Source organism: Vibrio sp. S234-5 (assembly GCF_000960595.1).
GTDB lineage: Bacteria > Pseudomonadota > Gammaproteobacteria > Enterobacterales > Vibrionaceae > Vibrio.
The window spans coordinates 1-21,244 of sequence record NZ_JZAM01000222.1; the positions used below are offsets into that span (position 1 = coordinate 1).

General features: G+C 47.3%; 20 protein-coding genes and 1 tRNA gene. 13 read left to right on the forward strand and 8 right to left on the reverse strand.

Features of this window, described 5'->3' with window-relative positions; genetic code table 11:
- Positions 1-124: transposase (locus tag UF06_RS13160; protein ID WP_045569239.1), on the forward strand; the 124-nt coding region annotated here is incomplete at its 5' end.
- A 64-nt stretch (positions 125-188) separates the two neighbouring features.
- On the opposite strand, the gene UF06_RS13165 is transcribed toward UF06_RS13160, so the two are convergent.
- Positions 189-1,424, reverse strand: coding sequence for an OFA family MFS transporter (locus UF06_RS13165; RefSeq protein ID WP_045570854.1), 1,236 nt, complete (start codon positions 1,422-1,424; stop codon positions 189-191).
- Between the two features lie 575 nt (positions 1,425-1,999).
- Here UF06_RS13165 and UF06_RS13170 point away from each other — a divergent pair.
- Complete coding sequence (locus tag UF06_RS13170; protein WP_045570855.1) at positions 2,000-2,356, forward strand: hypothetical protein; 357 nt, start codon at positions 2,000-2,002, stop codon at positions 2,354-2,356.
- 78 nt (positions 2,357-2,434) lie between these two features.
- Here the strand turns inward: UF06_RS13170 and dcuC are convergent, their stop codons facing one another.
- Both dcuC and UF06_RS13180 read right to left on the reverse strand, forming a co-directional pair.
- A complete protein-coding gene (gene dcuC / locus UF06_RS13175; protein WP_045570856.1) occupies positions 2,435-3,802 on the reverse strand; it encodes an anaerobic C4-dicarboxylate transporter DcuC in 1,368 nt (455 codons plus the stop codon).
- Positions 3,803-4,052: 250 nt separating this feature from the next.
- Complete coding sequence (locus UF06_RS13180) at positions 4,053-4,841, reverse strand: ABC transporter substrate-binding protein (protein ID WP_045570857.1); 789 nt, start codon at positions 4,839-4,841, stop codon at positions 4,053-4,055.
- 187 nt (positions 4,842-5,028) lie between these two features.
- Here UF06_RS13180 and UF06_RS13185 point away from each other — a divergent pair, with 187 nt between their 5' ends.
- The 4 genes from UF06_RS13185 (at position 5,029) to UF06_RS13200 (ending at position 10,087) form a co-directional block, all read left to right on the forward strand.
- Positions 5,029-5,751 (forward strand): sulfite exporter TauE/SafE family protein, encoded by a 723-nt coding sequence (locus tag UF06_RS13185; protein ID WP_045570858.1) that lies wholly within the window; start codon positions 5,029-5,031, stop codon positions 5,749-5,751.
- Between the two features lie 190 nt (positions 5,752-5,941).
- Entirely contained in the window at positions 5,942-7,852 is a 1,911-nt protein-coding gene (locus tag UF06_RS13190; RefSeq protein WP_045570859.1) for a methyl-accepting chemotaxis protein, read from the forward strand.
- Positions 7,853-7,902: 50 nt separating this feature from the next.
- Positions 7,903-9,576 (forward strand): pyridoxal-dependent decarboxylase, encoded by a 1,674-nt coding sequence (locus UF06_RS13195; protein WP_045570860.1) that lies wholly within the window; start codon positions 7,903-7,905, stop codon positions 9,574-9,576.
- 124 nt (positions 9,577-9,700) lie between these two features.
- Positions 9,701-10,087: an MAPEG family protein gene (locus tag UF06_RS13200; RefSeq protein WP_045570861.1), complete on the forward strand. Its 387-nt coding sequence runs from the start codon at positions 9,701-9,703 to the stop codon at positions 10,085-10,087.
- An 11-nt stretch (positions 10,088-10,098) separates the two neighbouring features.
- Here the strand turns inward: UF06_RS13200 and UF06_RS13205 are convergent, their stop codons facing one another.
- Entirely contained in the window at positions 10,099-10,704 is a 606-nt protein-coding gene (locus UF06_RS13205) for an START domain-containing protein (protein ID WP_226972231.1), read from the reverse strand.
- 172 nt (positions 10,705-10,876) lie between these two features.
- On the opposite strand from UF06_RS13205, the gene yqfB reads away from it, so the two are divergent.
- Positions 10,877-11,191 (forward strand): N(4)-acetylcytidine aminohydrolase, encoded by a 315-nt coding sequence (yqfB, locus tag UF06_RS13210; protein ID WP_045570863.1) that lies wholly within the window; start codon positions 10,877-10,879, stop codon positions 11,189-11,191.
- A gap of 298 nt (positions 11,192-11,489) precedes the next feature.
- On the opposite strand, the gene UF06_RS26875 is transcribed toward yqfB, so the two are convergent.
- Genes UF06_RS26875 through UF06_RS13220 form a run of 3 tightly spaced genes read right to left on the reverse strand, consistent with a single transcriptional unit; the run spans position 11,490 to position 12,576 of the window.
- Positions 11,490-11,651: a hypothetical protein gene (locus UF06_RS26875; protein ID WP_171816733.1), complete on the reverse strand. Its 162-nt coding sequence runs from the start codon at positions 11,649-11,651 to the stop codon at positions 11,490-11,492.
- A gap of 2 nt (positions 11,652-11,653) precedes the next feature.
- A complete protein-coding gene (locus UF06_RS13215; RefSeq protein WP_045570864.1) occupies positions 11,654-12,124 on the reverse strand; it encodes an RES family NAD+ phosphorylase in 471 nt (156 codons plus the stop codon).
- The gene (locus UF06_RS13220; RefSeq protein ID WP_045570865.1) at positions 12,124-12,576 is read right to left on the reverse strand and encodes an antitoxin Xre/MbcA/ParS toxin-binding domain-containing protein; all 453 of its coding nucleotides are present in this window, start codon (positions 12,574-12,576) and stop codon (positions 12,124-12,126) included. Before UF06_RS13220 ends, UF06_RS13215 begins: the two co-directional genes overlap by 1 nt.
- A 224-nt stretch (positions 12,577-12,800) precedes the next feature.
- Between UF06_RS13220 and UF06_RS13225 the strand changes: the two genes are divergently transcribed.
- From UF06_RS13225 to UF06_RS13250, 6 genes are all read left to right on the forward strand, one after another.
- Positions 12,801-12,874 (forward strand) — tRNA-Cys (locus UF06_RS13225).
- Between the two features lie 258 nt (positions 12,875-13,132).
- A complete protein-coding gene (locus UF06_RS13230; RefSeq protein ID WP_242402016.1) occupies positions 13,133-15,751 on the forward strand; it encodes a TIM-barrel domain-containing protein in 2,619 nt (872 codons plus the stop codon).
- Positions 15,752-15,917: 166 nt separating this feature from the next.
- Positions 15,918-17,447: an ABC transporter substrate-binding protein gene (locus UF06_RS13235; protein WP_045570867.1), complete on the forward strand. Its 1,530-nt coding sequence runs from the start codon at positions 15,918-15,920 to the stop codon at positions 17,445-17,447.
- Positions 17,440-18,384, forward strand: coding sequence for an ABC transporter permease (locus UF06_RS13240; protein ID WP_045570868.1), 945 nt, complete (start codon positions 17,440-17,442; stop codon positions 18,382-18,384). The genes UF06_RS13235 and UF06_RS13240 overlap by 8 nt, the downstream gene beginning before the upstream one ends.
- Positions 18,381-19,175 carry an ABC transporter permease gene (locus tag UF06_RS13245; RefSeq protein ID WP_045570869.1) on the forward strand — a complete coding sequence of 265 codons (795 nt, stop codon included), beginning with the start codon at positions 18,381-18,383 and terminating at the stop codon, positions 19,173-19,175. The genes UF06_RS13240 and UF06_RS13245 overlap by 4 nt, the downstream gene beginning before the upstream one ends.
- On the forward strand, positions 19,172-20,596 hold the full coding sequence (locus UF06_RS13250) for an ATP-binding cassette domain-containing protein (protein ID WP_045570870.1): 1,425 nt from the start codon (positions 19,172-19,174) through the stop codon (positions 20,594-20,596). Before UF06_RS13245 ends, UF06_RS13250 begins: the two co-directional genes overlap by 4 nt.
- Positions 20,597-20,691: 95 nt before the next feature.
- Here UF06_RS13250 and UF06_RS13255 read toward each other — a convergent pair whose 3' ends face one another.
- Positions 20,692-21,243, reverse strand: coding sequence for a TetR/AcrR family transcriptional regulator (locus tag UF06_RS13255; protein WP_045570871.1), 552 nt, complete (start codon positions 21,241-21,243; stop codon positions 20,692-20,694).
- Between the last annotated feature and the right edge of the window lies 1 nt (position 21,244).

Genomic DNA, 21,244 nt, shown 5'->3' on the forward strand with positions numbered 1-21,244 from the left:
AGTAGAGGGTGTGAACAACCGAATAAAGACGCTGAACAAAGTCGCCTATGGGTATCGTGATTGGGAATTTTTTGAGTTAAAAATCAAAGCCAGTCATGAGGCGAAGTATCGATTTTCCGGATGAACCATTTAAATAAAAAAGGCTTACCTCATAGGGTAAGCCTTTTCTGCATTCAATCAATGCGCAATTATGCGCTGGCCTGTAACTCAGCCGCTTTTGCTTCGCTCACTGGCTTGGTAATGAAAGCCAAAACAATACACACGGCCATCATCACGGAAGAAATAGTGTAAGCCAAGCCATAACCGCCGCCATGAGTCATTGAGTAGCCGACAACCGCTGCGCCAATAGCGCCACCAATGCCCCACGAGGTGTAAAGCACGCCATAGTTAGTGCCGTAGTTTTTCAGGCCATAATATTCAGCCGTGATAGAAGGGAACACCGCAAGTAAAGTGCCATAACCTACCGCAGCAATGGCTGTGCCGATGATTAGCGTCAGCTCTGAGTCGAACGTAGCGAAGAGCACCATATTGATGCCTTGAAGCACAAACGCCAGTAATAAGGTGCGAACACCACCAATTTTGTCGGATAAGATCCCCGCAGCCACTCGACCACCTGAGTTGAAAATCGCCAGAATCGAAGCAAGGTAAACGGCATTAGGCAGATTTGCTTGCACGCTGGCGATATTGGTGATGTTACCGATGATCATCAAACCGACAGACGCCGCAAATGCATACATGATCCAAAGAGCGTAAAACTGTGGCGTTTTAAGCATACCTTTCCAACTGATATTGGCCGCTGTTTTCACTGTTTTTGGCGCTTGGCCTTGCTTTACTTTGGGTTCTTCAGGCACATAACCGCTTGGTGGGTTGTTGATGGTACAGGCAAGCGGTACCGCGATAGCCAAGACGCCAGCACCCAAAATCATAAAGCTGGTGTGAATACCGAGCTGGCCAATCAGGTAAGAAGTCAGTGGCGCTAGATAAATCGCCGCCAGACCGAAACCGGCCGCGATAAGGCCATTCACCAGACCTTTCTTCGATGCATGGAACCATTTCATCGCCGATGGAGATAGGCACGCATAGCCAAAACCGATACCCGCACCAGTAATGATGCCAAAGGTGATGTTGAGCATCAAAACGGAAGAGGCAAAACCGGAGGCAATCATGCCAAGGCCGGTCAAAGTCGTACCTAAAATCAGTATCTTACGTGGGCCCATGCGATCTTGCAGAATGCCAGCAACCAAAAGACAAACAGAGAAGGTGATGGTTGCAATGGCATAAGGTGAAGACGCGTCTGCTGCGCTCCAACCAAAATCGGTCACTAGGGCTTTGTTGAAGACGCTCCAGGCATAGAGGATGCCGAGACAAAGGTTGATACAGAATCCCGCTAGCAGAATACGCTTAGCTTTATCCATCTTGCTCATGTTTGTTCTCTGTGTTGCCTCCGAGCTAACGCTAAGAGGGGACAAATGAAAGGGTGCTTAAGTTAAAAATAAGTTTGCGTTTTTCAACTCATCGCGCAAAGAGCGCGGATTATAACCAATCCAAATGTGATTGGAATCCCTTTTCAGGCTGACAGATAAAATTATTTTTATAAGTTAAAAAATGTTGTTACAAGGTTTGTGTTAATGATGAAAAAATGTTTTCGATCGGTAAGCGCATGAGAGAAGGGGCCTTTACTGCAAGGCGTGAGTGCTCTATTTCAATTAATATGGAACTTACTTCACATGTAGAGAAAAAAGAAAAATAATTTCCAATGTTAAATATAAGTAACAAAACTTTGCAAAAATCGCGACTTTTATGCCGAGCAAGAGAGGGAAAGGATTTTGCAAAATCATCTTGTTAACTGCTTGTAAAATCAAACGCTGCAAGTAACTTTTGTACACACTTTGCTCAGAATTCCCCTCTTGATCTCTCAGTTTGCTTTGGCAAAATATAAGGAAAACTGAGATTTCAAATATGAAAGGATGCTTTTCAAGCTGTTTATAGCGAGGTGTTTATGAAGATTTTCCTAATTTTGTTGTTTTCTTTGACTGCCGGTTACGCTTCAGCTGATCACATTCACTCTTTCTTATTGGGTCTGTACATTGCGTCTTTAGCGGTGGGTAGTTGCTACTGGTTCTCCTTTAGAAGCTCGCGCTTCCCGCATTTGGCGGTCTTTTTGCTTTTGTGTGGCATGCTGTCGAAAATTGTTGTGACGGTTGCTGGGGTAAGCTGGGGTATATCGCAAGACATCATCAGCTCGCCATTTATTTTTTCGCTCTCCTATCTGTTCTTCTCTATTGTTACTACTTATCTGTGGTTCAGTTATCGTCAGAAAAGAACTAAAGCGCCAGGAAGACCATCAGTGGTTTAACTGGGTAATTAGTTAGATAAAAGAACGCCAGCATTCAAGCTGGCGTTTTTCTTGGTCTTTTGCACTGAGCACTGAGTACTAAGCACTCATTGGCACGAGCACCATGGTTCCGATAATCACGGTGATAAGGCCAGCTAAGACGGGCACAGAGGTGCGTTTTACTACTTCAAATGGGCTGAGGTGCGCCATGCCAGAAGTGGCAACAACGACACCAGACACTGGTGAAATGGTACGTCCCAAGTTAGAGGCTTGAAGCATTGGGATGATCAAGAATGCTGGATTGATGCCCATTTTCGCCGCTAATGATGGTGCTAATTCTACGAATGCATAGAAAGGGGCATTGCCAGAGCCTGTGGCAACGGCGGCGGCGACGGTCAATGCGGTGAGGATGAACATCAGTGCAATGCCACCTGCGCCTGCGGTTTCAGCGAGATGGAGCAGATTGTCAATCGCACCGATGGACATCAAACCTTGGGCGAACACCCCAGCGGCGACCAAAAGCATCACCACACCTTTAAATGCGTCAGCCATGCCGTCGTAACACGCGTCCATATCTTCTAGCGCCTTTTTGCCATCAAACTTGTTGACCACGTAATGGACCAAAGCACCGATGAAAATCGACAGCACCACGATGGTATAGATGTCAAGCTCGAGTCCTTCAATGGTGCGACCGTTAAACAGGAATACACCAATGATCGGCAAGAAAGGCAGCAGTGCATAAAACGCAGGCGCGTCAGCTTGAATATCTGACACATCAATTTTTTCCATTGGCGTGTTGTCTTTCTTGTCCAGATATTTGTTCCAGAAGAAAGTGGCGATAGCCATGACAATGATGGCGCAGATTGAGACTGGCAGAACCGTTTGGACGGCAAAGACGTCCAGTGCCAATCCCGATTTTTCCGCTGCGATCACCACGTCGCCTGAGGTTGGAGAAAGAATGATAGCGGCAGGCGAGGCACAAACGGCGGCCGCGGCAGGGCGAGAAATACCCATCGCGGTCATCATCGGGAAAAGGGTCGCCATCAGTAACACACCCAGACCCGTTGCGGAACTTACCGCGAGTGACATCAAACACGCGACAATATAGGCGGCAACCAAAAGAACGTAAGGGGATTTGATCACAGAAAGTGGTTTGGAAAACTGTTTCACCACGACGTTGTTTGCGCCAATATGCGTCATGTAAGACGCGAACCCACACAGCAGCATGATTTGCATGCCCAAGCCGCCACCGCGATTTTGCAGCATGAACTTAACGTATTCCAGAGCGTCGGTCAGCATGTTCCCCGTTGAGGCGATTTTGCCGGGGAGTACTTTGTGGCCCAAAATGCCAGTGAGGATCAGTAGCAAAATACCGGCTGTCAAAAGGACGCCAGATGCTCGGTAACCTTTTACGATAAAGTAACCGACGGCGATGGTCACCATAGTACCTATTAAGAGTTCCAACATAGAAATCTCCACGAAATAATGAAAAATTGAAAGGAAGTGTTGCAGTTTATGTTGGGAAATGTACAGAAAAGTGCTCTGTAGCACGAGAGCGACTTGAGGTTTGAATGATCTGGGGCAAATTTTATGAGGATAAATTTATCTAGTCATATGTTTTGACTTATATCTTATAGGGCAGTGTTATGCACTGGTAAGCAATGGAAGTGCGTGCCATTATTTTGGGAGGTGTGGCGTTGTTCAGCGTTAGGAAAAACTAGAAACGATGCTTTTGGCGCAGTTGTTCAAGTTTTCCGTGCGTCTCAAGCTCATGCAGTCGTCTATTGATTAAGTCTCTGATCATCTCTCCATCGGAAAGCTTCTTAGAAACCAAAAAGTGCATAGGGGTAGGCGTTACTCCGGGTACTTCGCGCGTTTGAAAGCGATCGTTGAGATAATCTATACCCCAGACAGTTTTAAAGCCCGCCAAAACTTCTTTCCAGATCAGCACCAAGTCACAATCTTTTTGTTGTAGCGCTTGTAATGCTTTATACAGTGATACATCGACCTGCTTAATGAGACCGGTATCAATGCCGAAAGTGGAATAGCTATACCCATAGATGCCACAGGTCTGAAATTTGTCGATGTCTTTAGCTTGGATAATCTCCGGTTCTTTGGCGTGGTTTTGCGGGGCGAAAATATACATGGGAGTAATAGCATAATAAGCGTGTGTGTAGTGATAATATCGGGCTCGAATGGCGTTGTACGAAGCGCTTAAAGCGATGTCAACGGTGCCTTCTTTGGTCGCTTTGAGGCAGCGAGTCCATGAGGTCAGTTCAATTTTGTATTTGATGCCCAGTGGGACAAAAAGTGCTTCAACCATGTCTGCGTCATACCCTGCCGCCTTGCCACCCATAAGGTAAGTGTAAGGTGGCCAGTCAACGCCATCGCCGCATATCTTAAGAGAACGTGTTATGGTCTCGTTATTTGCAGAGCTAAAAAATGGCCATAGAACGGCGAGAAAAAACGCAAAGCGCCAAAGCGATTGACCATTCCTTTTCTGCATAACGAATCCCTTCTAATGACTCACTTGCGCTAAGTATATACCTAAGCGATAGAATACGTGGCAAATCCTCGTTAGGTCAGTTTGCTCTTGTAATACAAAGTGCCCAGGGATATGCCTCTCTTGAGCTCAGCCGAGGATGTGTGTACATTACAAGCGATAAAAAATCTCATTTCAAACAGGAATCGTTATGCCGGATCAAGTGATGTTGTTGGCGGTATTGTTGATCTTCGTCGGATCATTTGTGCAGACCGCAATTGGCTTTGGTCTTGCTATTGTTTCTGCGCCGCTGCTTATCATTATTGCTCCCGAATACGTTCCTGCCCCAATCTGTTTAGTTGCGCTGTTTATTTCCATCCTCAATGCGCTAAAACACAAAAGCAGTGTTGAAATTGGCGGGCTGAAAATGGCGCTAATTGGTCGTGTTCCCGGGTCGATTGCTGGCGGTTTTCTATTGGTTTTGGTTTCCACCGATGTACTTGCTTTGTGGATTGGCTTATTAGTGTTGTTTGCAGTCGCGGTGAGCTTACTGCCCTATCGAGTAGAGCCAACACCGCTGCGAATGAGCGTTGCTGGATTCTTTTCAGGGTTGTTTGGTACCAGTTCTGGCATCGGAGGGCCGCCAATGGCTTTGCTCCTTCAACATCAAGAGGCCAACCAACTACGTGGTAATTTGTCCGCTTTCTTCGTGTTTAGCTCGCTTATCTCGCTCATGATTCAGATCCCTGCGGGATTTTTTACTCTTTATCACTTGAAGATTACCTTACCGCTAATACCCGCAGCATGGCTTGGCTATCGACTTGCTCTATGGAGTACTCACTCATTGGCAAAAGAAAAGATCCGCTATGTCGCACTCTTGCTCTGTTTTGTCAGTGGCTTGGGAGCGCTTTGGCAAGGGATAGACTTGTCTTAGAGCTGAGAAGACAAAAATATGCATTAAATTTTTATAAAATAATTTTCATATTGTCATTATCTATAACTATCTTTATAGCGTTGGCTGGGTGTGTTTTTGGCATAATTTGCGTCGTATGATGCGTTCTTTTTTAAACCGATCACGCCCGAATTTCACTTTTTCTTTGCTGACTACTCAGCAGGGGGGCGCTATGAATTTAGGCTTTAAATCTCGAATTTATGTGAGTGTTGCGCTACTGGTTGCGGTCTCTTTGGCTGTGCTCGGTACACTCAATATCTTTTCTCTTAAAGAAAAAATGGTTTCTTCGCTTGTTAGCGAAACACAAAACAAGCTCAATTACCACGTGGACGAACTGCAACAGGCGGTCAAAACTAAACTACGCGCGATAGAAATGGGCGCAAAGCACTTCAAGAAAAGTTTGAGTGATGAGCAAAATGTCAATCAAGCTCGGCTACTTGCAGAGAGTGTTGGCATTTCCAATGTCGTCATCGCTTATGATGATGGCCGCTCATACATGTCATTACCTCAGGGAAATGGTGTAACGACAGGACAGCAAGACTTTGTTAGTCGCGACTGGTACTCACTGGCGAAAAGCGGCAACCAAGTACGATTGACGGAAATCTATACCGATAAAGTCACGGGCGAAAAAGTGATCAGCGCGGTGATGCCTTTGTATGACAAAGGGGTTTTCCAAGGCGTTTTGCTTGGTGATATTCCACTGGCTGACATTATCGCCATGGTAAGCAACATGCGTTTTGCGGGCGGTGCTGCCACGCTGACCGATCAAAATGCCGTCTTCTTTGCCAGTGACGATCCGACTGATATAGGCAGAACACCTTCACAAGTAAGCCCAGCTTTTGCGGAAATGGAGCGCGCATTTTATTCACAAAGTCGTGGGCACCTGCAGTTTCCCTATCTTGGAATCGAGTTTGATGGTTACTTTCAACGAGTCAATTTGACGACGGATAAATACTGGACGCTGATGGTGTTTGTCGATCAAGACACCGCGTTAGCGGGGGTAAGAGAAGCGCAGAGCGAAGCGCTCGTGACTGGAATCATTCTACTGTTAGTTAGCGCAATAGTGATTATCTTTACCTTAGAGCAAGCGTATAAGCCATTGTTGAAACTTAAAAAAGCGGTGCTTGACTTGTCAAAAGGTTCTGGAGATTTAACCGCCCGGCTTGCGGTTGAGGGAAGCGATGATCTCGCCCAGATTGGTGAAGGCTTCAACCGTTTTGTACAAAGTTTGCAGTCAATGATGCTGCAAGTCTCAGCGGCAAGTCAGACGATTTCTTCCAGCATTATTCAGTTGAACCAAACGGCGAAAGATAACGAGAAAATTTTGCTCACCCACTCAGCGGAAACGGACCAAGTGGTAACGGCGATTACCGAGATGAGTGAAAGTGCCCGTTCGGTGGCGGAAAACGTCATTCAGTCTAACCGCATCACCGATGGTGCGAGCAAAGAGGCGGAGCAGTCTCTGGTGATTGTCAACAACGCGGTGCAGACGGTGAGTGCTTTGGTCAGCGATGTGGAAGACATGTCTAGACACATTGTCAGCATGAATAAAGACGCCAACAAGATTAGTGATGTGTTGAACGTGATCGGCGAAATATCCGAGCAAACCAATTTGCTAGCACTGAATGCGGCGATTGAAGCGGCTCGTGCTGGGGAACAAGGTCGTGGGTTTGCGGTGGTGGCGGATGAAGTGCGCGCTCTTGCGGCAAGGACACAAAACAGTACCACGGAAATTTCAGATATGTTGGCGAAACTGCTTGATGGCACAAGTAGTGTTGTGGATTCGATGGAAAAGACCAAAGAACAGTGTCAGTCCACGGCTGATAAAACCTCAGAAGTCTCAAATAGCTTGAATGTGATGAGCAATTCGGTCAAAGAAATCGACGATGTCAGCACGCAAATTGCCTCGGCGACGGAAGAACAAAGCACGGTCGCAGCCGAGTTAAGCCGCAATATGCTGGCGATCCGCGACATCGTCGATACTTTGGTCGCCAGTGGGCGCCAGACGGTCAATGCCACAGAGCTGTTAGCCGACTCCAACCATGAACTCGATAAGCTGGTTTCAAACTTTAAGCTGCAATAAAGGAACGGGCCGTTTGGCCCGGTTAACGCTTTCAAAGTGAGGAAAAAGCGATGCATAAAGTCATGTCCCATTCTTGGCTGGACGAAAAACATAATCGTCTGTCTGCCCGTTTTGCAGAACGGCACCAAAGTGTATTAAGGCAGTTTTTTGCCCGCGATCCCAACCTTTGGCCATTGTATAAAATTAAAGAAATCAAAGAGTTGGTTAACAGTAAAAAGAACTTGCTCACGCCTTACAACTTGGCTTTACGCCACCGACTCAGTAGTGAGAGTGTGATTCCTCAGCAGGTGAACCCCTTGGTTCGTTTTGATCCGCTAGCACTTTACGCGGCGGCAACGACCAAAAATTGGGATGATCCTGCTTCAGTGGAAAACGTCATTTCCACTCCTTGTGATCCCGCGATTCACGGAGCGATGTTGGCAACGATTGCGAACCCTAACTTGGTTTACAGTGAGTACGCTGGTAACGCGACCGAACTGGAAAAAGTGGTCGTCCGGCAAATGGCCAATTTGGTCGGTTACGATACGGCAGAAGCTACCGGTTTGTTTACTCAAGGCGGAACGTTTTGCAATCTTTATGGTTATTTACTTGGACTGCGTAAATGCTTCCCGGACTCAGTCATGCGTGGATTTCGTGACAAGCAATTTGCTTTTATCAACTCCCAAGCGGGACACTACTCAAATATGACCAATCTATCCTTGCTTGGCGTTAACATTGAAGAGCAATTGATTCGAGTGCGTTTGCGGGAAAATAACCAAATCGATGTCCAGCATTTGGCCAAGCAATTGGACAAATGTTTACAGGAAGGCAAGGCAGTCCCGACGATTTTACTCACCTTTGGTACAACAGATACGTTTGCCATTGATGATGTGGCAGAAGTTTATTTGACTCGTGAGCGGATCTGTCGTCAATATGCGTTGTCTTATCGACCTCATATTCATGTCGACGCGGCAGTGGGTTGGAGCCTGCTCTTTTTCCGTGATTACGATTTTGCAGAAAACCCGCTCGGCATTAATCCAGCGACATTGGATGGCATCGAAGGTCATGCGTCATTGCTTAACGGATTGAGATTTGCTGATTCGATCAGCATTGATTTTCAAAAATGGGGCTATGTGCCTTACACGTCGAGCTTATTGTTGGTTAAAAAACGCCAAGATATGGAGTTTTTGAAACAAGATCCCAACTACTTCTCTTATTTTGAGCCTCATCAGCGAGATAACACTCATCTACAGGCTACCATCGAGTGCTCGCGTAGTGCGGTGGGCGTATTTTCCGCCTATTCCGCCTTAGCAAGTATGGGGTTTGAAGGTTACCAAACACTGGTGGCACATGGACTACAAAATGCCAATTATATGCGCTGTTTGTTGTCACAATGGCCTAATTGTTATGTCGTTTCGGGGGTGAACCAAGGGCCGTGCGTCACGTTTCGTCTTTACAATCCACAGGTAAAAGAGAGTGCTCAAACACAGTTTTATCGCGAACGTCGGCTGATCAAGCGAAAGGCTTACATGGAAAACATTGTTTCCAGCGCAACCTTCCATCGCAATCACTTTCTCTCACGCCAAACGCGTGAACTGAAAACCAACTGGATCACATCGATGGCGAGAACCGATTACGATGAAGAGGGTCATTGTCTATTTCTGCCCGGTGAGAAGGCCGTTTTTCTCAATCCCAACACTCGGCGCAGCGATATTGAAGCTTTTGTTCATAGCCTGTTTAGTTAGGCGTTAAGTGGTGCGTAACGTTAAACCGTTATCGAATCGATGTTGATTTTTATGCCGAATCTGCTTAAGAATGGTTTGGCGCTTTCAATCGGTGGAAGTGCTAAACCACATAAGGAAATATTGCATGGTAACTGCACTTTACGCCGCGATTTTGTCACTCATCATGATTTGGTTATCGACCAAAGTGATTGCTCAGCGCAAAGCGGGACAGATCAAATATGCCGATGGGGGCCACCCAGCACTCATTATTGCACGGAGTGCCCAAAGCAACGCGGTGGAATACATTCCAATCACGCTAATTTTGATGGCATTGGCTGAGTATAATGGCGCGCAGTTGGTATGGATTCATGCGCTTGGCGCTTTGTTTGTGATCGGGCGGATTGTCCATGCCCGAGCGATTCTATCTGACACGCTACCTTGGCGCGTCAGAGGAATGATGTTGACCTTTGGCGTGATTTTAGCGCTGGCGATAACAAACCTGATCTATTTGCCGTATGAGCGCTTATGGTAATCAACTTAACATCACTCATTAATCTCGGGGTGTTCGTCTGTTTGAACGTGCGCTAGCTGATCTCTGAGATTCTCGAAAGTGGTGCGTGCGCTCTCTTTGGCGAGTTTATTGATCAGCCAATTGGGGAGTGCGCCGCCAGGATCAGCAAAAACCGTGTATTCAATATGCGTATTGCCATCGGTTAATTTTTTCAGTTGCCAAATTGCGTGAACGGACGTGATACGAATATAGTCAGCTTGTGGTGGCAAGATGGCTTGCGGCGCATCGCTAATTTCTAATCGAAACCCTTCGGCATCAATACGAAACTTTGAGTAAGTGAGCATATCCCGATCTTTAGCTGGCCAAGGTGCGGAGAACTGCGTATAGACAATATTCTCGCTTGGGCTTATCTGCTTGACCACCACGCTGTCGCTTACGTTATCCACCCACTCTGGGACTTTAGCGGTATTTTGCAGTAGCCGAAGAAAGCCACCATATGTCGTTGGGGTGAACATCTGCGCTTTTACCTCAACCAAGCCATCAGTTTGTTCTCGGAAATGGATGGTAATACCATTGTCGGCAGAATCGAATGTCCATCCTCGCTCGGGAGAAGCCAGTGGTTGAAAGCTCAGGAGCATGAGGGCAATACACGCTGAATTTATGCAAAAATTCATCTTGATACTCTGCCGGGTTGATGGCGCACGCCTATGTGATTTGCCTAAAGATAGCAAGTACCAATGGATAAGCCAATCGGTTTACTTTGCATAAGTAGGTTCATAATTAGAGTACAATGCCACTTGGAGGTAACCCATGAACACACCCAATAAAATTACGTTCTTTGAACGCTTTGAAAGCGACATCTTATCAGGGAAGAAGACCATCACGATTAGAGACGAAGCGGAGAGTCATTACGTTCCCGGTAGCCAAGTTGGCGTGGCAACTTTTGAGGATGATAGACTGTTTTGTCGTATTGAGATTCTTTCGGTCGAGCCGATTTCGCTGTCTGAACTGAATGAACACCATGCTAGCCAAGAAAATATGACACTGCCTGTATTAAAAGAGGTGATCGCAGAAATCTATCCTGGGTTGGAAAATTTTTATGTGATTGCATATAAATTGGTCTAAAAGTGCAAAATGGAAATTATTTTTTGCAATTTGCAATGTCATTAACACTCTAGTGCTGAATATATGAGCTTAGTTTGTCTGCATTTGCATAAAAAATGTTCATAAACATTGGGTAAGCGAGTATTTCAAAGTTGGCACACTAACTGCATTAAATAGAATGACCCTTTTAAGCCGAGGGTCACCTAGCCAACTGACGTTGTTAGTGAACCGATATTGTTCACAAGTATATACAGCCAATCACCTCATTGTGATTGGCTAATTTTTTGCTTGTTAAACAACAACTCGCGGAATTATGCCCTCAACGAGTGCTGGCACTCACATGAACGTCAAAGGCTTCACGGCCGCTAATGCTGAGATAATAGCGACCCGCTTTAACGTAGCCATCAGACTCTTTGTCGATTTGGATAGATTCATCGCTGCCGTGTGCATAGTTGCTCCATTGATTTTCTATTCGATTCAACGCTATTTAAATATTCGCTCATCGAAGGAAAACTCTAATTTCTCTGCCTGTGAAAATATATCATGCATAGATGGATGGTTGGGGTTAATCACATAATTTTTATCGCGCGGAGAAATGGCCGAAGGAACTTGCAGCGCAGCAAATTGCGGCTCGGCAACACGGAGAAACTGGTCGCCAATAATCTGCGTGGATTCAGATGGGGGAATGGCGCGCCAGTTGCTTGGCAAGTCTTCTGTCGCAAGGGTGGCAATTAGTTCATCGGGCAGTTCGATGCGATAGAGATCATACTGATGGCGGATGTCGGGGCTCTGATTTAGGTGAACAAAGACTTCTAAGCAGCACAGCGATTCCGATTCGGCAAAATAGAGGGCTTCGGTTCCTTTTGAGTTCCAGCGTCCGCCAAATAACTTGGCTCCAATGGGGTCAAACGGGCTGTCTGCAAAACGTTTTTGCGTTAAACGATAGAGTTTCATCAGGTAAAAACACCATGTTGCACTCGCCCGATAAGATCCTTTACTTGCTCAAAATCCACCGTTGTTGCCACCATATCCAGAGGGCGTTTGCCGCCTAAGCCGTAAACAGACTCACGCATCCATTCAAGGGCACGTTCTTCACTCTCGAACAGATCGCTTGCCAGTTTGACCAGCATTGCCAAACGGTACATAACGTCACTCTCTTGGGTGCTAAATCGCTCTTGCTTGGCCAGTCTGCGTTTGATGGTGCTGAGTGGAATATGGGTAATAGCATGAAACTCACTTTGAGACAGCTGGGCTCTTTGCACAATATTGCGATAAATATCCGGGGTAAAACCTTGATGTACTGACTCATTTTTCGCCATTTCACTGCTTTCAATACCGATGTCAAACCAAAAACCGCCTTGGTAGTTGGCTTGGGGTTTAAAAGTTTGAAAAGCGCTTGCACTCATACCATTTCCTTTTTTGGTTCATATGGTCTGATAATAATGGTTCAAATGAGCCAAAAAATCAAGCGGTGGATAAAAGCGCAATGAGGGCAAAAGAGCATCGCTTTGGCGTAAATTACAGCAAACAAACGGATTGTTGCTGATTTTGTTTGACTCTCTCTGCTCAATCCGTAAAGTAACCACCAAGCGGGTTAGGGCAATCCTAATGCGTTGAATTCAATATCAAAGGCGCGTTGGCAGAGTGGCTATGCAGCGGATTGCAAATCCGTGGACCTCGGTTCGACTCCGGGACGCGCCTCCATTCTCTCTTAAGTTTCTTCTCTTCTTAACTAAATTTATTTCCTCTTACCTATACATCTTCTTGTTTCACCAAGATTATTATCGTCATCACACTTTTTGTTGTCTCTTTCTTTTCCCGGGTAAGAAGCTGCGGCATTCTTACCGTGAATGAGCGTTTTGATATAGATGTTTTCTATATCATGTACGGTTGAAGCTATTTCTGCTTCGAGACGCGGCTTTATATACTAGCGATAAAATAACATCTCAATGGATATTTATCGTGAAAACAAGATTAATGCCGATCAAGCTGATCAGTCTGTGCCTGTTGGCGGCGTGCGCGGATACCAGCCAGCAAAGTCGCGACTTTTACTTGCAAGGCATGCCAAGTTATCAACTCTCTGCTGCCGATGTATTTCGCCTCAATAAAGCGTACCCAGAGCTAAAACTCACTCGTCATTTACGTCCCCTGTTTAATCAAACATTTTATTCTGAGGGGGAGTTTAAGCACGCGTTAAATCAATATCTTACGACGGAGCAGGTGGCGATCGTCTATCCATCCCTACAAGACAAGGCGTTGGTTGCAGCAGAATCGGTTCATATTTCTGTGTTGGCCGATGATGTGCTGAGAATTCGTTTTGGCCAAACACAAGTACAAACCAACGAGCTGGCCGATTTCAAGGCGCTAATGCAGCCGTCCACATTTCATGTCAGTGAAGATGGCGTGACAACAGCGAAACTGAAAGCTGAGGTGGACGGCAGGACGTTGTGTGTGAAAGTCAGTAAAAGCAATGGCGACGCGGTTAATGAACTCTGCCCGAATGGCGATAACCAAATTTCTCTGCGCACAGTCAATGATTATGGCTATCAAGGATTAGGACAAGAGTTTCAGCAGCCCGGAGTGATTGATGGGCGCTGGAATGGGCGTGTGCGTCAGTCTGGTAATCAAATGAGCGGTTTTAACGGTGGAGCAACGGGCAATACTCAGTTCCCGATTTTGTACGCCGCGAGCAGTAAGCAGAGCGACTTTGCTTTGTATCTCAACAATATTTACAACACACGTTGGGATTTCTCCCAAGAGACAGTGACCATCAAACCAGTTAAAGGTGAGCGTGACTTGCTGTTGATGGTGGCGGATGAGCAAAAAACGCTGCGTGAGCAATACATGTTACTGGTTGGTAAGCCGTTGGTACCGCCGCGGAAAATGTTTGGTTTATGGCTCTCTGAATACGGTTTTGATAACTGGCAGGAGATGGATGACAAGATCGCGACGCTCCATACCAACCAGTTTCCCATTGATGGCGTGGTGATGGATTTGCAATGGTTTGGTAATGTGCAAAGCCATGATGAGAACAGCCATATGGGCACACTGCGTTGGGATGAGGAAAACTTCCCGCAGCCAAAACAAAAAATTGCTGAACTGAAACAGCAGGGCGTGGGCATGATGCTGATTGAAGAGAGCTACGTGAGCTCGGGCCGAGAAGAGCATCAGCAGATGGAAGCCAGAAGCTTTTTGGCGAAGGATCCGGCTACGGGCAAAGCGATCAATACCAATCCAACAGGGGGCGGTCACTGGTGGGGCAAAGGCGGCATGATCGACTGGAGCAATCCAGAGGCGGGGCAATTTTGGCACGAATGGAAGAGACAACCTCTAATCGACATGGGCATAATCGGCCACTGGACCGATCTTGGTGAGCCGGAGATGTACAACAGCAAGGGGGTGTACTATCAAGACAAATCACACGACGACATTCACAACCTCTATAACTACGACTGGCTAAAAAGCATCTACCTTGGCTATCAGCAGGGCCACAATACCCAACGACCTTTTATGATGTCACGCTCCGGTGCGCCTGGGATGCAGAAGTTCGGCGCAGTAATGTGGTCAGCGGACATTGGCTCTAACCTAACCAGCCTTGCCGTGCACGCAGGTCAACAGACCAATATGATGCTCTCAGGAATGGATTATTACGGTTCGGATATCGGCGGTTTTCACCGCGGCGGCCTAGGTGTCGCACCGGATGAGATCCCGCGCGTATTGAATGAAACCTATACCCAATGGTTTGCTTATAGCTCAATGTTCGACGTGCCTGTTCGTCCTCACACCGAAAACTTGTGTAATTGTAAGGAAACGGCTCCGGACAGAGTGGGCGATCTCGCCAGTAACCGCGACAACATTGAACTGCGTTATGAGTTGATCCCATACCTCTATTCACTGGCGCATCGTGCGCATCAATACGGAGAAGCGGTCTTTTCCAGTGCGGCGTATCAGTTCCCGAACGATGAAAACTCCGCTAACGCCACGGCAGAAAAAATGGTGGGCGAGTCACTATTGAGTAGCGCGGTTGCGAAGCTTGGCGCAAAAGAGACTGCGCTCTATTTGCCCAAAGCGCACTGGTTTGATTATCGCACTGGTGAGGATTTGGGGTTGTCGTCTGGTGAAAGCAAATCTTTTGCGCTCTATCAGCAAGGGCAATACCGTTTGCCGTTGTTGGCGGCAGAAGGGGCGATTATTCCTTTTGCGCCCAAAGAGCACGGAGTTTCCAGCCAAGTACCGACTCAGTTAGGGGTGAAAATTTTTGGCCAGCAAGACGCAAGCTTTACCCTGTTTGAAGACGATGGCGTAAGTCAAGCGTACCTAACGGGCGAGATTCGTCGTACAGAGCTGTCGGTCAAAGTACAACCTAAACAAGTGCAACTGCACATTCGCACGCAAGGCGATTACACTGGCGCACCCGAAAAAAGATCGATGCGCATTCTGTGGGCGCTGGATAGTAAAGAAGTGCAAGCAGTGCAGCTCAATGGTCAGCCACTGGATTCATGGAAAAGAGTCGGTCACTGGCTAGAGATAGATACGCCTGAGCTAGCAACAGCTCAAGAGCATTTGGTCACTGTGCTTTAGTGCCCGACAAAACTTGCCTGCCATCGGTGGGCAAGTGTTCTTCTTTACCAATGTCTTCTCTTGTTCGCTCAATTCTCTCTGATAAATAAAAATTATTTTCATTTGTTTTGCTTTCTTTTGTTATGTTATAACATATTTTTATATTTTAAATCACCATAGAAAAGAAATGAAAAAAATCGTCGCTCTACTGGCAGTGGTTGCCATAACCTATTTAGCTTGGAGTATCTCCAGTTCTAGCCCGGAGAATAATCGTTTAACCATTTCAGGTCCGTTTGAGTTTCACGGCATGGATATGTCTAAAAATGGATATATTTTCAGCCGCTTAGGCATCACACAATCGTTAACTCAACTCGAAAGCAACGGAGAGATTGCGCCGTTACTGGCGCAATCTTGGCGTCGCAATGAGCAAGGTACACGATGGGATTTTTTGATTAGAGAAGGGGTCAAGTTCCATGATGGGCAGCCTCTGACGGCCAAAGATGTGTCTGCGTCACTTCAACGTGCGCTGAAAAAACCGGGCGTGTTTGCCAAAGTTCCGGTGGCCCAAATTGAAGCCAACGGTCAGCAACTGGTGATTGAACTCACCTCACCTTATTTCCCGCTGCTGAACACCTTAGCGCATTTCAGTTTAGGTATTCTCTCTGCCGACTCATTCGACTCTGAAGGCCGTATTGTCAAATTGAATGCGACTGGGCCTTACCAGTTGGACAATTTAGTGGTGCCGCACAAGTTAAGTGCCAAGCGCTTTGAATCGTTTTGGGGCAAATCGGCGAAGATTGCGCAGTTAGACTATGTGGCAGGCCACCGCTCTGAAAGCCGTGTGCTTGAGCTGCAAAGTGGCCAGTCTGACATCGCCTATTCGATTGATGCTATCAGCAAGCAAAACTTGCAAAGCGCTAAGAATGTAAAGGTACAAAGTGTCAATTTGCCACGGACGATCATGTTGAAGCTGAATAACCAGCACCCATTGTTGTCTGAGACAAAAGTCAGACAAGCGATCAGCTTGGCCGTGGATCGCACAGGCATTGCCCAAAGCATTCTATACGCGCCAGGCAGTGAAGCTTACCAACTGTTTAGTCAGGCGCAACAAGCGTGGCATATAGAGGAACCCACCGAGAAACGTGATGTGGCGCAAGCGAAAGCACTGCTCGAAGAGCTGGGGTGGGAGAAAAATGCACAAGGCTGGCTTGAGCGTCAAGGGCAAGAGTTCGCGCTTAACCTGACCACTTACGCCGACAGACCAGAACTACCCCTGATCGCGACCGCGTTACAAAGCCAATTGGCTGAAATCGGTATCCGTTTGCACGTCAGTATTGATAACTCCAGTGTGATTCCGGCAGGTCACCATGACAACAGTTTGCAAATGGCGCTAGTGGCACGAAACTTTGGTCTGACTGGCACACCGCTGCCACTTCTCTATCAAGACTTTAGCGATGAAAAAGGCAGTGATTGGGGGCACATGAACTGGTATTCACCACAAGTTCAGCAAGATTTAACCGAACTGATCTCAACCGAATCCGGTGAAAATCAGCGTGAATTGAGTCAGCGTGTTGCTCGTGTATTAGCAACAGAACTGCCTGTTATCCCCATCGCTTACAGTAGCCAGCACGTCGCTTTTAATCAGTCACTGCAGGGATTGCACTTAGACCCATTTGAGATTGACTATCGTCTGTCGGAGTTGCAGTTCCATGATTGACCTGCTGCTAAAACGGCTTTTACAAGCAGGCTTTGTCGCTTGGGCAGTGGGCACCATCACCTTTGTGATGATGAAACTGCTTCCCGGTGACATGGCCTATCGGATTGCGGCAAGCCGCTACGGCTACGATTTTGTCAACCAAGAAGCGGCGCAAGTGGTCTCTGCGGAGTTGGGGCTAGGGCGCAGCGCGTTTGAACAATATGTGGCTTGGCTGTGGGAGTTACTGCACTTAAATCTTGGCCGCTCCTTGGTCAGTGAAGAAGCCGTCAATGAGCTGCTATGGAATCACCTTGGCTATAGTCTGATCCTCGCTACGGCGGCTCTCGCACTTTCCTTGTTCATTGCCTTTCCGGTCGGCGTCTACTGTGGTCGATATCCTGGGGGCCGAGTGGACAAAATGGTGTTGTCACTGTCGGTGCTGCTGCGTTCTGCCCCCGTATTTGTGGTTGGATTGGGGCTGATCATCCTCTTTGCATTGCAACTGGGTTGGCTGCCTGTATTGGGATTTGGTCGACCAGAGCATGTGGTTTTACCAAGTTTGGCGTTGGCATTGACGCTGGCGGCACTCTCTAATCGCATGATCAAAAACGAAGCGTACTTGGTACTACGTTCGGCCTACTACCGCTTCGCACGCTATAAAGGGTTAGATGAGGTACGAGCGTACGAACGTCACGCGCGCTTGAATATCGCCCTGCCATTGATTGCCTTTATTGGTGTGCAAGCGGTGGGCTTAATTGAGGGGATTGTGATGATTGAGTCGCTGTTTGCTTGGCCGGGCATCGGCCATGCGTTGTCACACGCCATCTTTGCGCGAGATATTCCGGTTATTCAAGGAGCGGCGCTGGTGATGGGGCTTTTGTTTGTTGCGATCAACACTGCGGTGGATTTGGCTCAATATATGCTTGACCCGCGTATTCGACAGGAGAAAGTCGTATGACGAATCTCAATCTACGCTACCTGTTTAGCGGTGCAGCTTTAGTTCTTTTGATGAGTTTTTCCATCTACATAAAGTGGTTATCCAACCATGATGTCGCTGCGCAAAATTTAAGCCAAGTGTTTCAATTTCCGTCTTGGTCAGAGCCACTCGGCACCGATCATTTTGGCCGTAGCAACGCCGCTCGTTTAGCAGACGCGATTTGCAACTCAGTGGTGATCGCTTTGGTGAGTGTCACTTTAGCCGTCACCGTTGGCCTAGTTACGGGGGTGATAGCAGGTTGGTTTGGCGGTTGGTTTGATAAAATCGCCTCGGTGTTGGTCAACATGGTGATGGCTTTGCCCGGACTTGTGTTGGTACTACTTCTTGGCGCAATTGTGCCTGGGTCTTACGCTTTTTTACTGTTTGGTATCGCGGTGACCATGTGGGCGGAGTTTTTCCGCGTGATCCGTAACAAAACTCAGAGGCTAAGCAAAGCCGATGAATTTGAAAATGCGCGTCTACTGGGTTTTGGTCGTCTGTACCGTTTTCGAGTGCATATTTGGCCCTATTTAAAAGCGGATGTCTTTACCTTAGCTTGCTTTGGTGCAGGCAATGCGATTTTGGCCCTCGCAGCACTGGGTTTCTTGTATGTCGGTCTTCGTCCGCCTCAAGCCGAGCTTGGTATGATGATGGTCGAACTGTTTCGCTACTATCAGGTCGCACCTTGGGTGCTTATCCAACCCGTTCTGACTCTTATGTTGCTGATTTTTAGCTTTTATTCTCTGGCTCAAACGAAGGAGCGTTTACGATGAACATTCTCAAAGTTGACGCGCTTGCGGTAAAACAGGGAGAAAAGACGGTGGTTCAGCCGCTCTCTTTTGCTCTGCAAGAAGGTCAATCCATCACCATTCTTGGTGAAACGGGCTCCGGAAAAAGTTTGTTTGTGAAAGCTATTCTAGGTGATTTACCAGCGAGTTTTACTGCTGTGGGAGAGATTTATCTTGGCGAGCTTCCTCTCTCAACGCTTAACGCTCAGCAGCGCGAGCAGTTGTGGGGCAGAGAGATCGCGATTTTGCCACAAGAGCCGCGTTTGTCACTCAATCCGCTGATGAAAATAGAGCAGCAAGTCAGCGAAGTGTATCGCTGGGTGAGAGGAATGAAACGCGCTGAAGCTAAGGCGCAAACTGAGCGTGTGTTTGCTGGTATGCAGCTTGATGATGCGCAGCAAAAGCACGTGCTAGAAATCTCCGGAGGGATGGCTCAGCGCTGTGCGCTGCTCTGCGCCCAAGCGGCGGGAGGCAGGTTACTCATTGCCGATGAGCCAACAAAAGGATTGGATGAGAAAAGCAAACAGCAAGTTATCGCCGAGCTGCGTAAAGTAAAAAGACAAGGTGCCTTGATCACCATCACTCACGATTTGCAGGTTGCGGAAGCACTCGGCGGAAAACTTTATGTGCTGCGACATGGTGATTGGCTCGTCAAGGAAAAGACGTTCGATCAATGGCAAGCGGATCACAGCGATCACTATTCGCAATCTTTAATTCGAGCCAGCCAGATCGGTGAGGAAAAGCCCACGGCTTGTTTGGATGAATTTTTACTCGACGTGCAGCACCTCAATGTCGGTTTTAAAGAGAGAACTTTGATTCGCGAGCTAAATTTTTCGTTGCGTAAAGGTGAGGTGATTGGCTTTTCCGGTCCAAGTGGTTGTGGTAAGTCGACCCTTGCTGATGTGCTGCTTGGATTGAAGAAACCACTCTCGGGCTCGGTTGTTTATCATCAGGACTTTCCGCTTGGTAAGCGGCTGAAATTGTACCAAGATCCACCGCAGTCTTTTTCACCACAGTTAAGCTTGTATCGGCAGTTATTGGACTTGTGCCAGTTACATGGCATTGAGCCAAAACTGATTGAACGTTATGCGCAGCAGTTGCACATTGCTGCGGACATTTTGCAGCGTACTTCGGAGCAAGTATCGGGCGGCGAGCTACAACGCATTGCGATTTTGCGTGTGCTGCTATTAAAGCCGACCTTGTTGATCGCCGACGAGCCGACCACGCGTTTAGATCCGCACATTGCAAGAGAGACTATGGAATTGCTGATCCATACCACGCAATCGATAGGCTGTGCGCTAATTTTGATCAGTCACAGCCATCAAGAACTTGAGCGTTATTGTCACAAAAGGCTCCGCTTTAGCGAGCGTAGTGATGACGTAACTTTAGAGAGTTGCGTGTCTTAAAGCTTCGATAGTCTGGGAAATGTGGCTTGCTGTGACAAGCAGGCCACAAACCAAGTCCATTGTGAACAAGTGTGCGGCCGTTCTCGTTCAGTCGCTCATACTTCAAAAGTACCCAAGATCTGGATGCACTGCTCTGTCACTTGTTCACTGTTGCCACTCAAATGAGCGGTAACAATCGCCCCCTCTTTTAAAAGACAGATGGCATCCAGCAAGAGCGGATTTTTGCTTTGCAAGTGATGCGAAATGATCGCGCGAACCTGCTGTTTATGCAGGAGACAAAAGCGAGCGATCTCACTGTCTAAATCACTGAATTCCGCCGATGTATTGATAAAAAAGCATCCTCTGAACGTACCGAGTTGGGGCTCTTGGTGGGTAAACCAGTTTTCTAATGCGTGAAACAGGCGTGCGATCAAATCGCTGTCCGAACTCGCAACCGCTATTTTTTGCTCCAGCCAGCTGGCAAAGATCTGGTGTCTTTGCTGCAGAGCGGCGAGCACTAGGGCTTCTTTGCTGGGGAAATGCGAATAAAGCGTGCGTTTCGCTACGCCCGAAACCGTCAGCACTTCATTGATACCAATCGAATTGATCCCATTGGCGTAGAAAAGTGCCAGTGCGGTATCGACAAGCAATTGTCTTTTTTGGCTCATG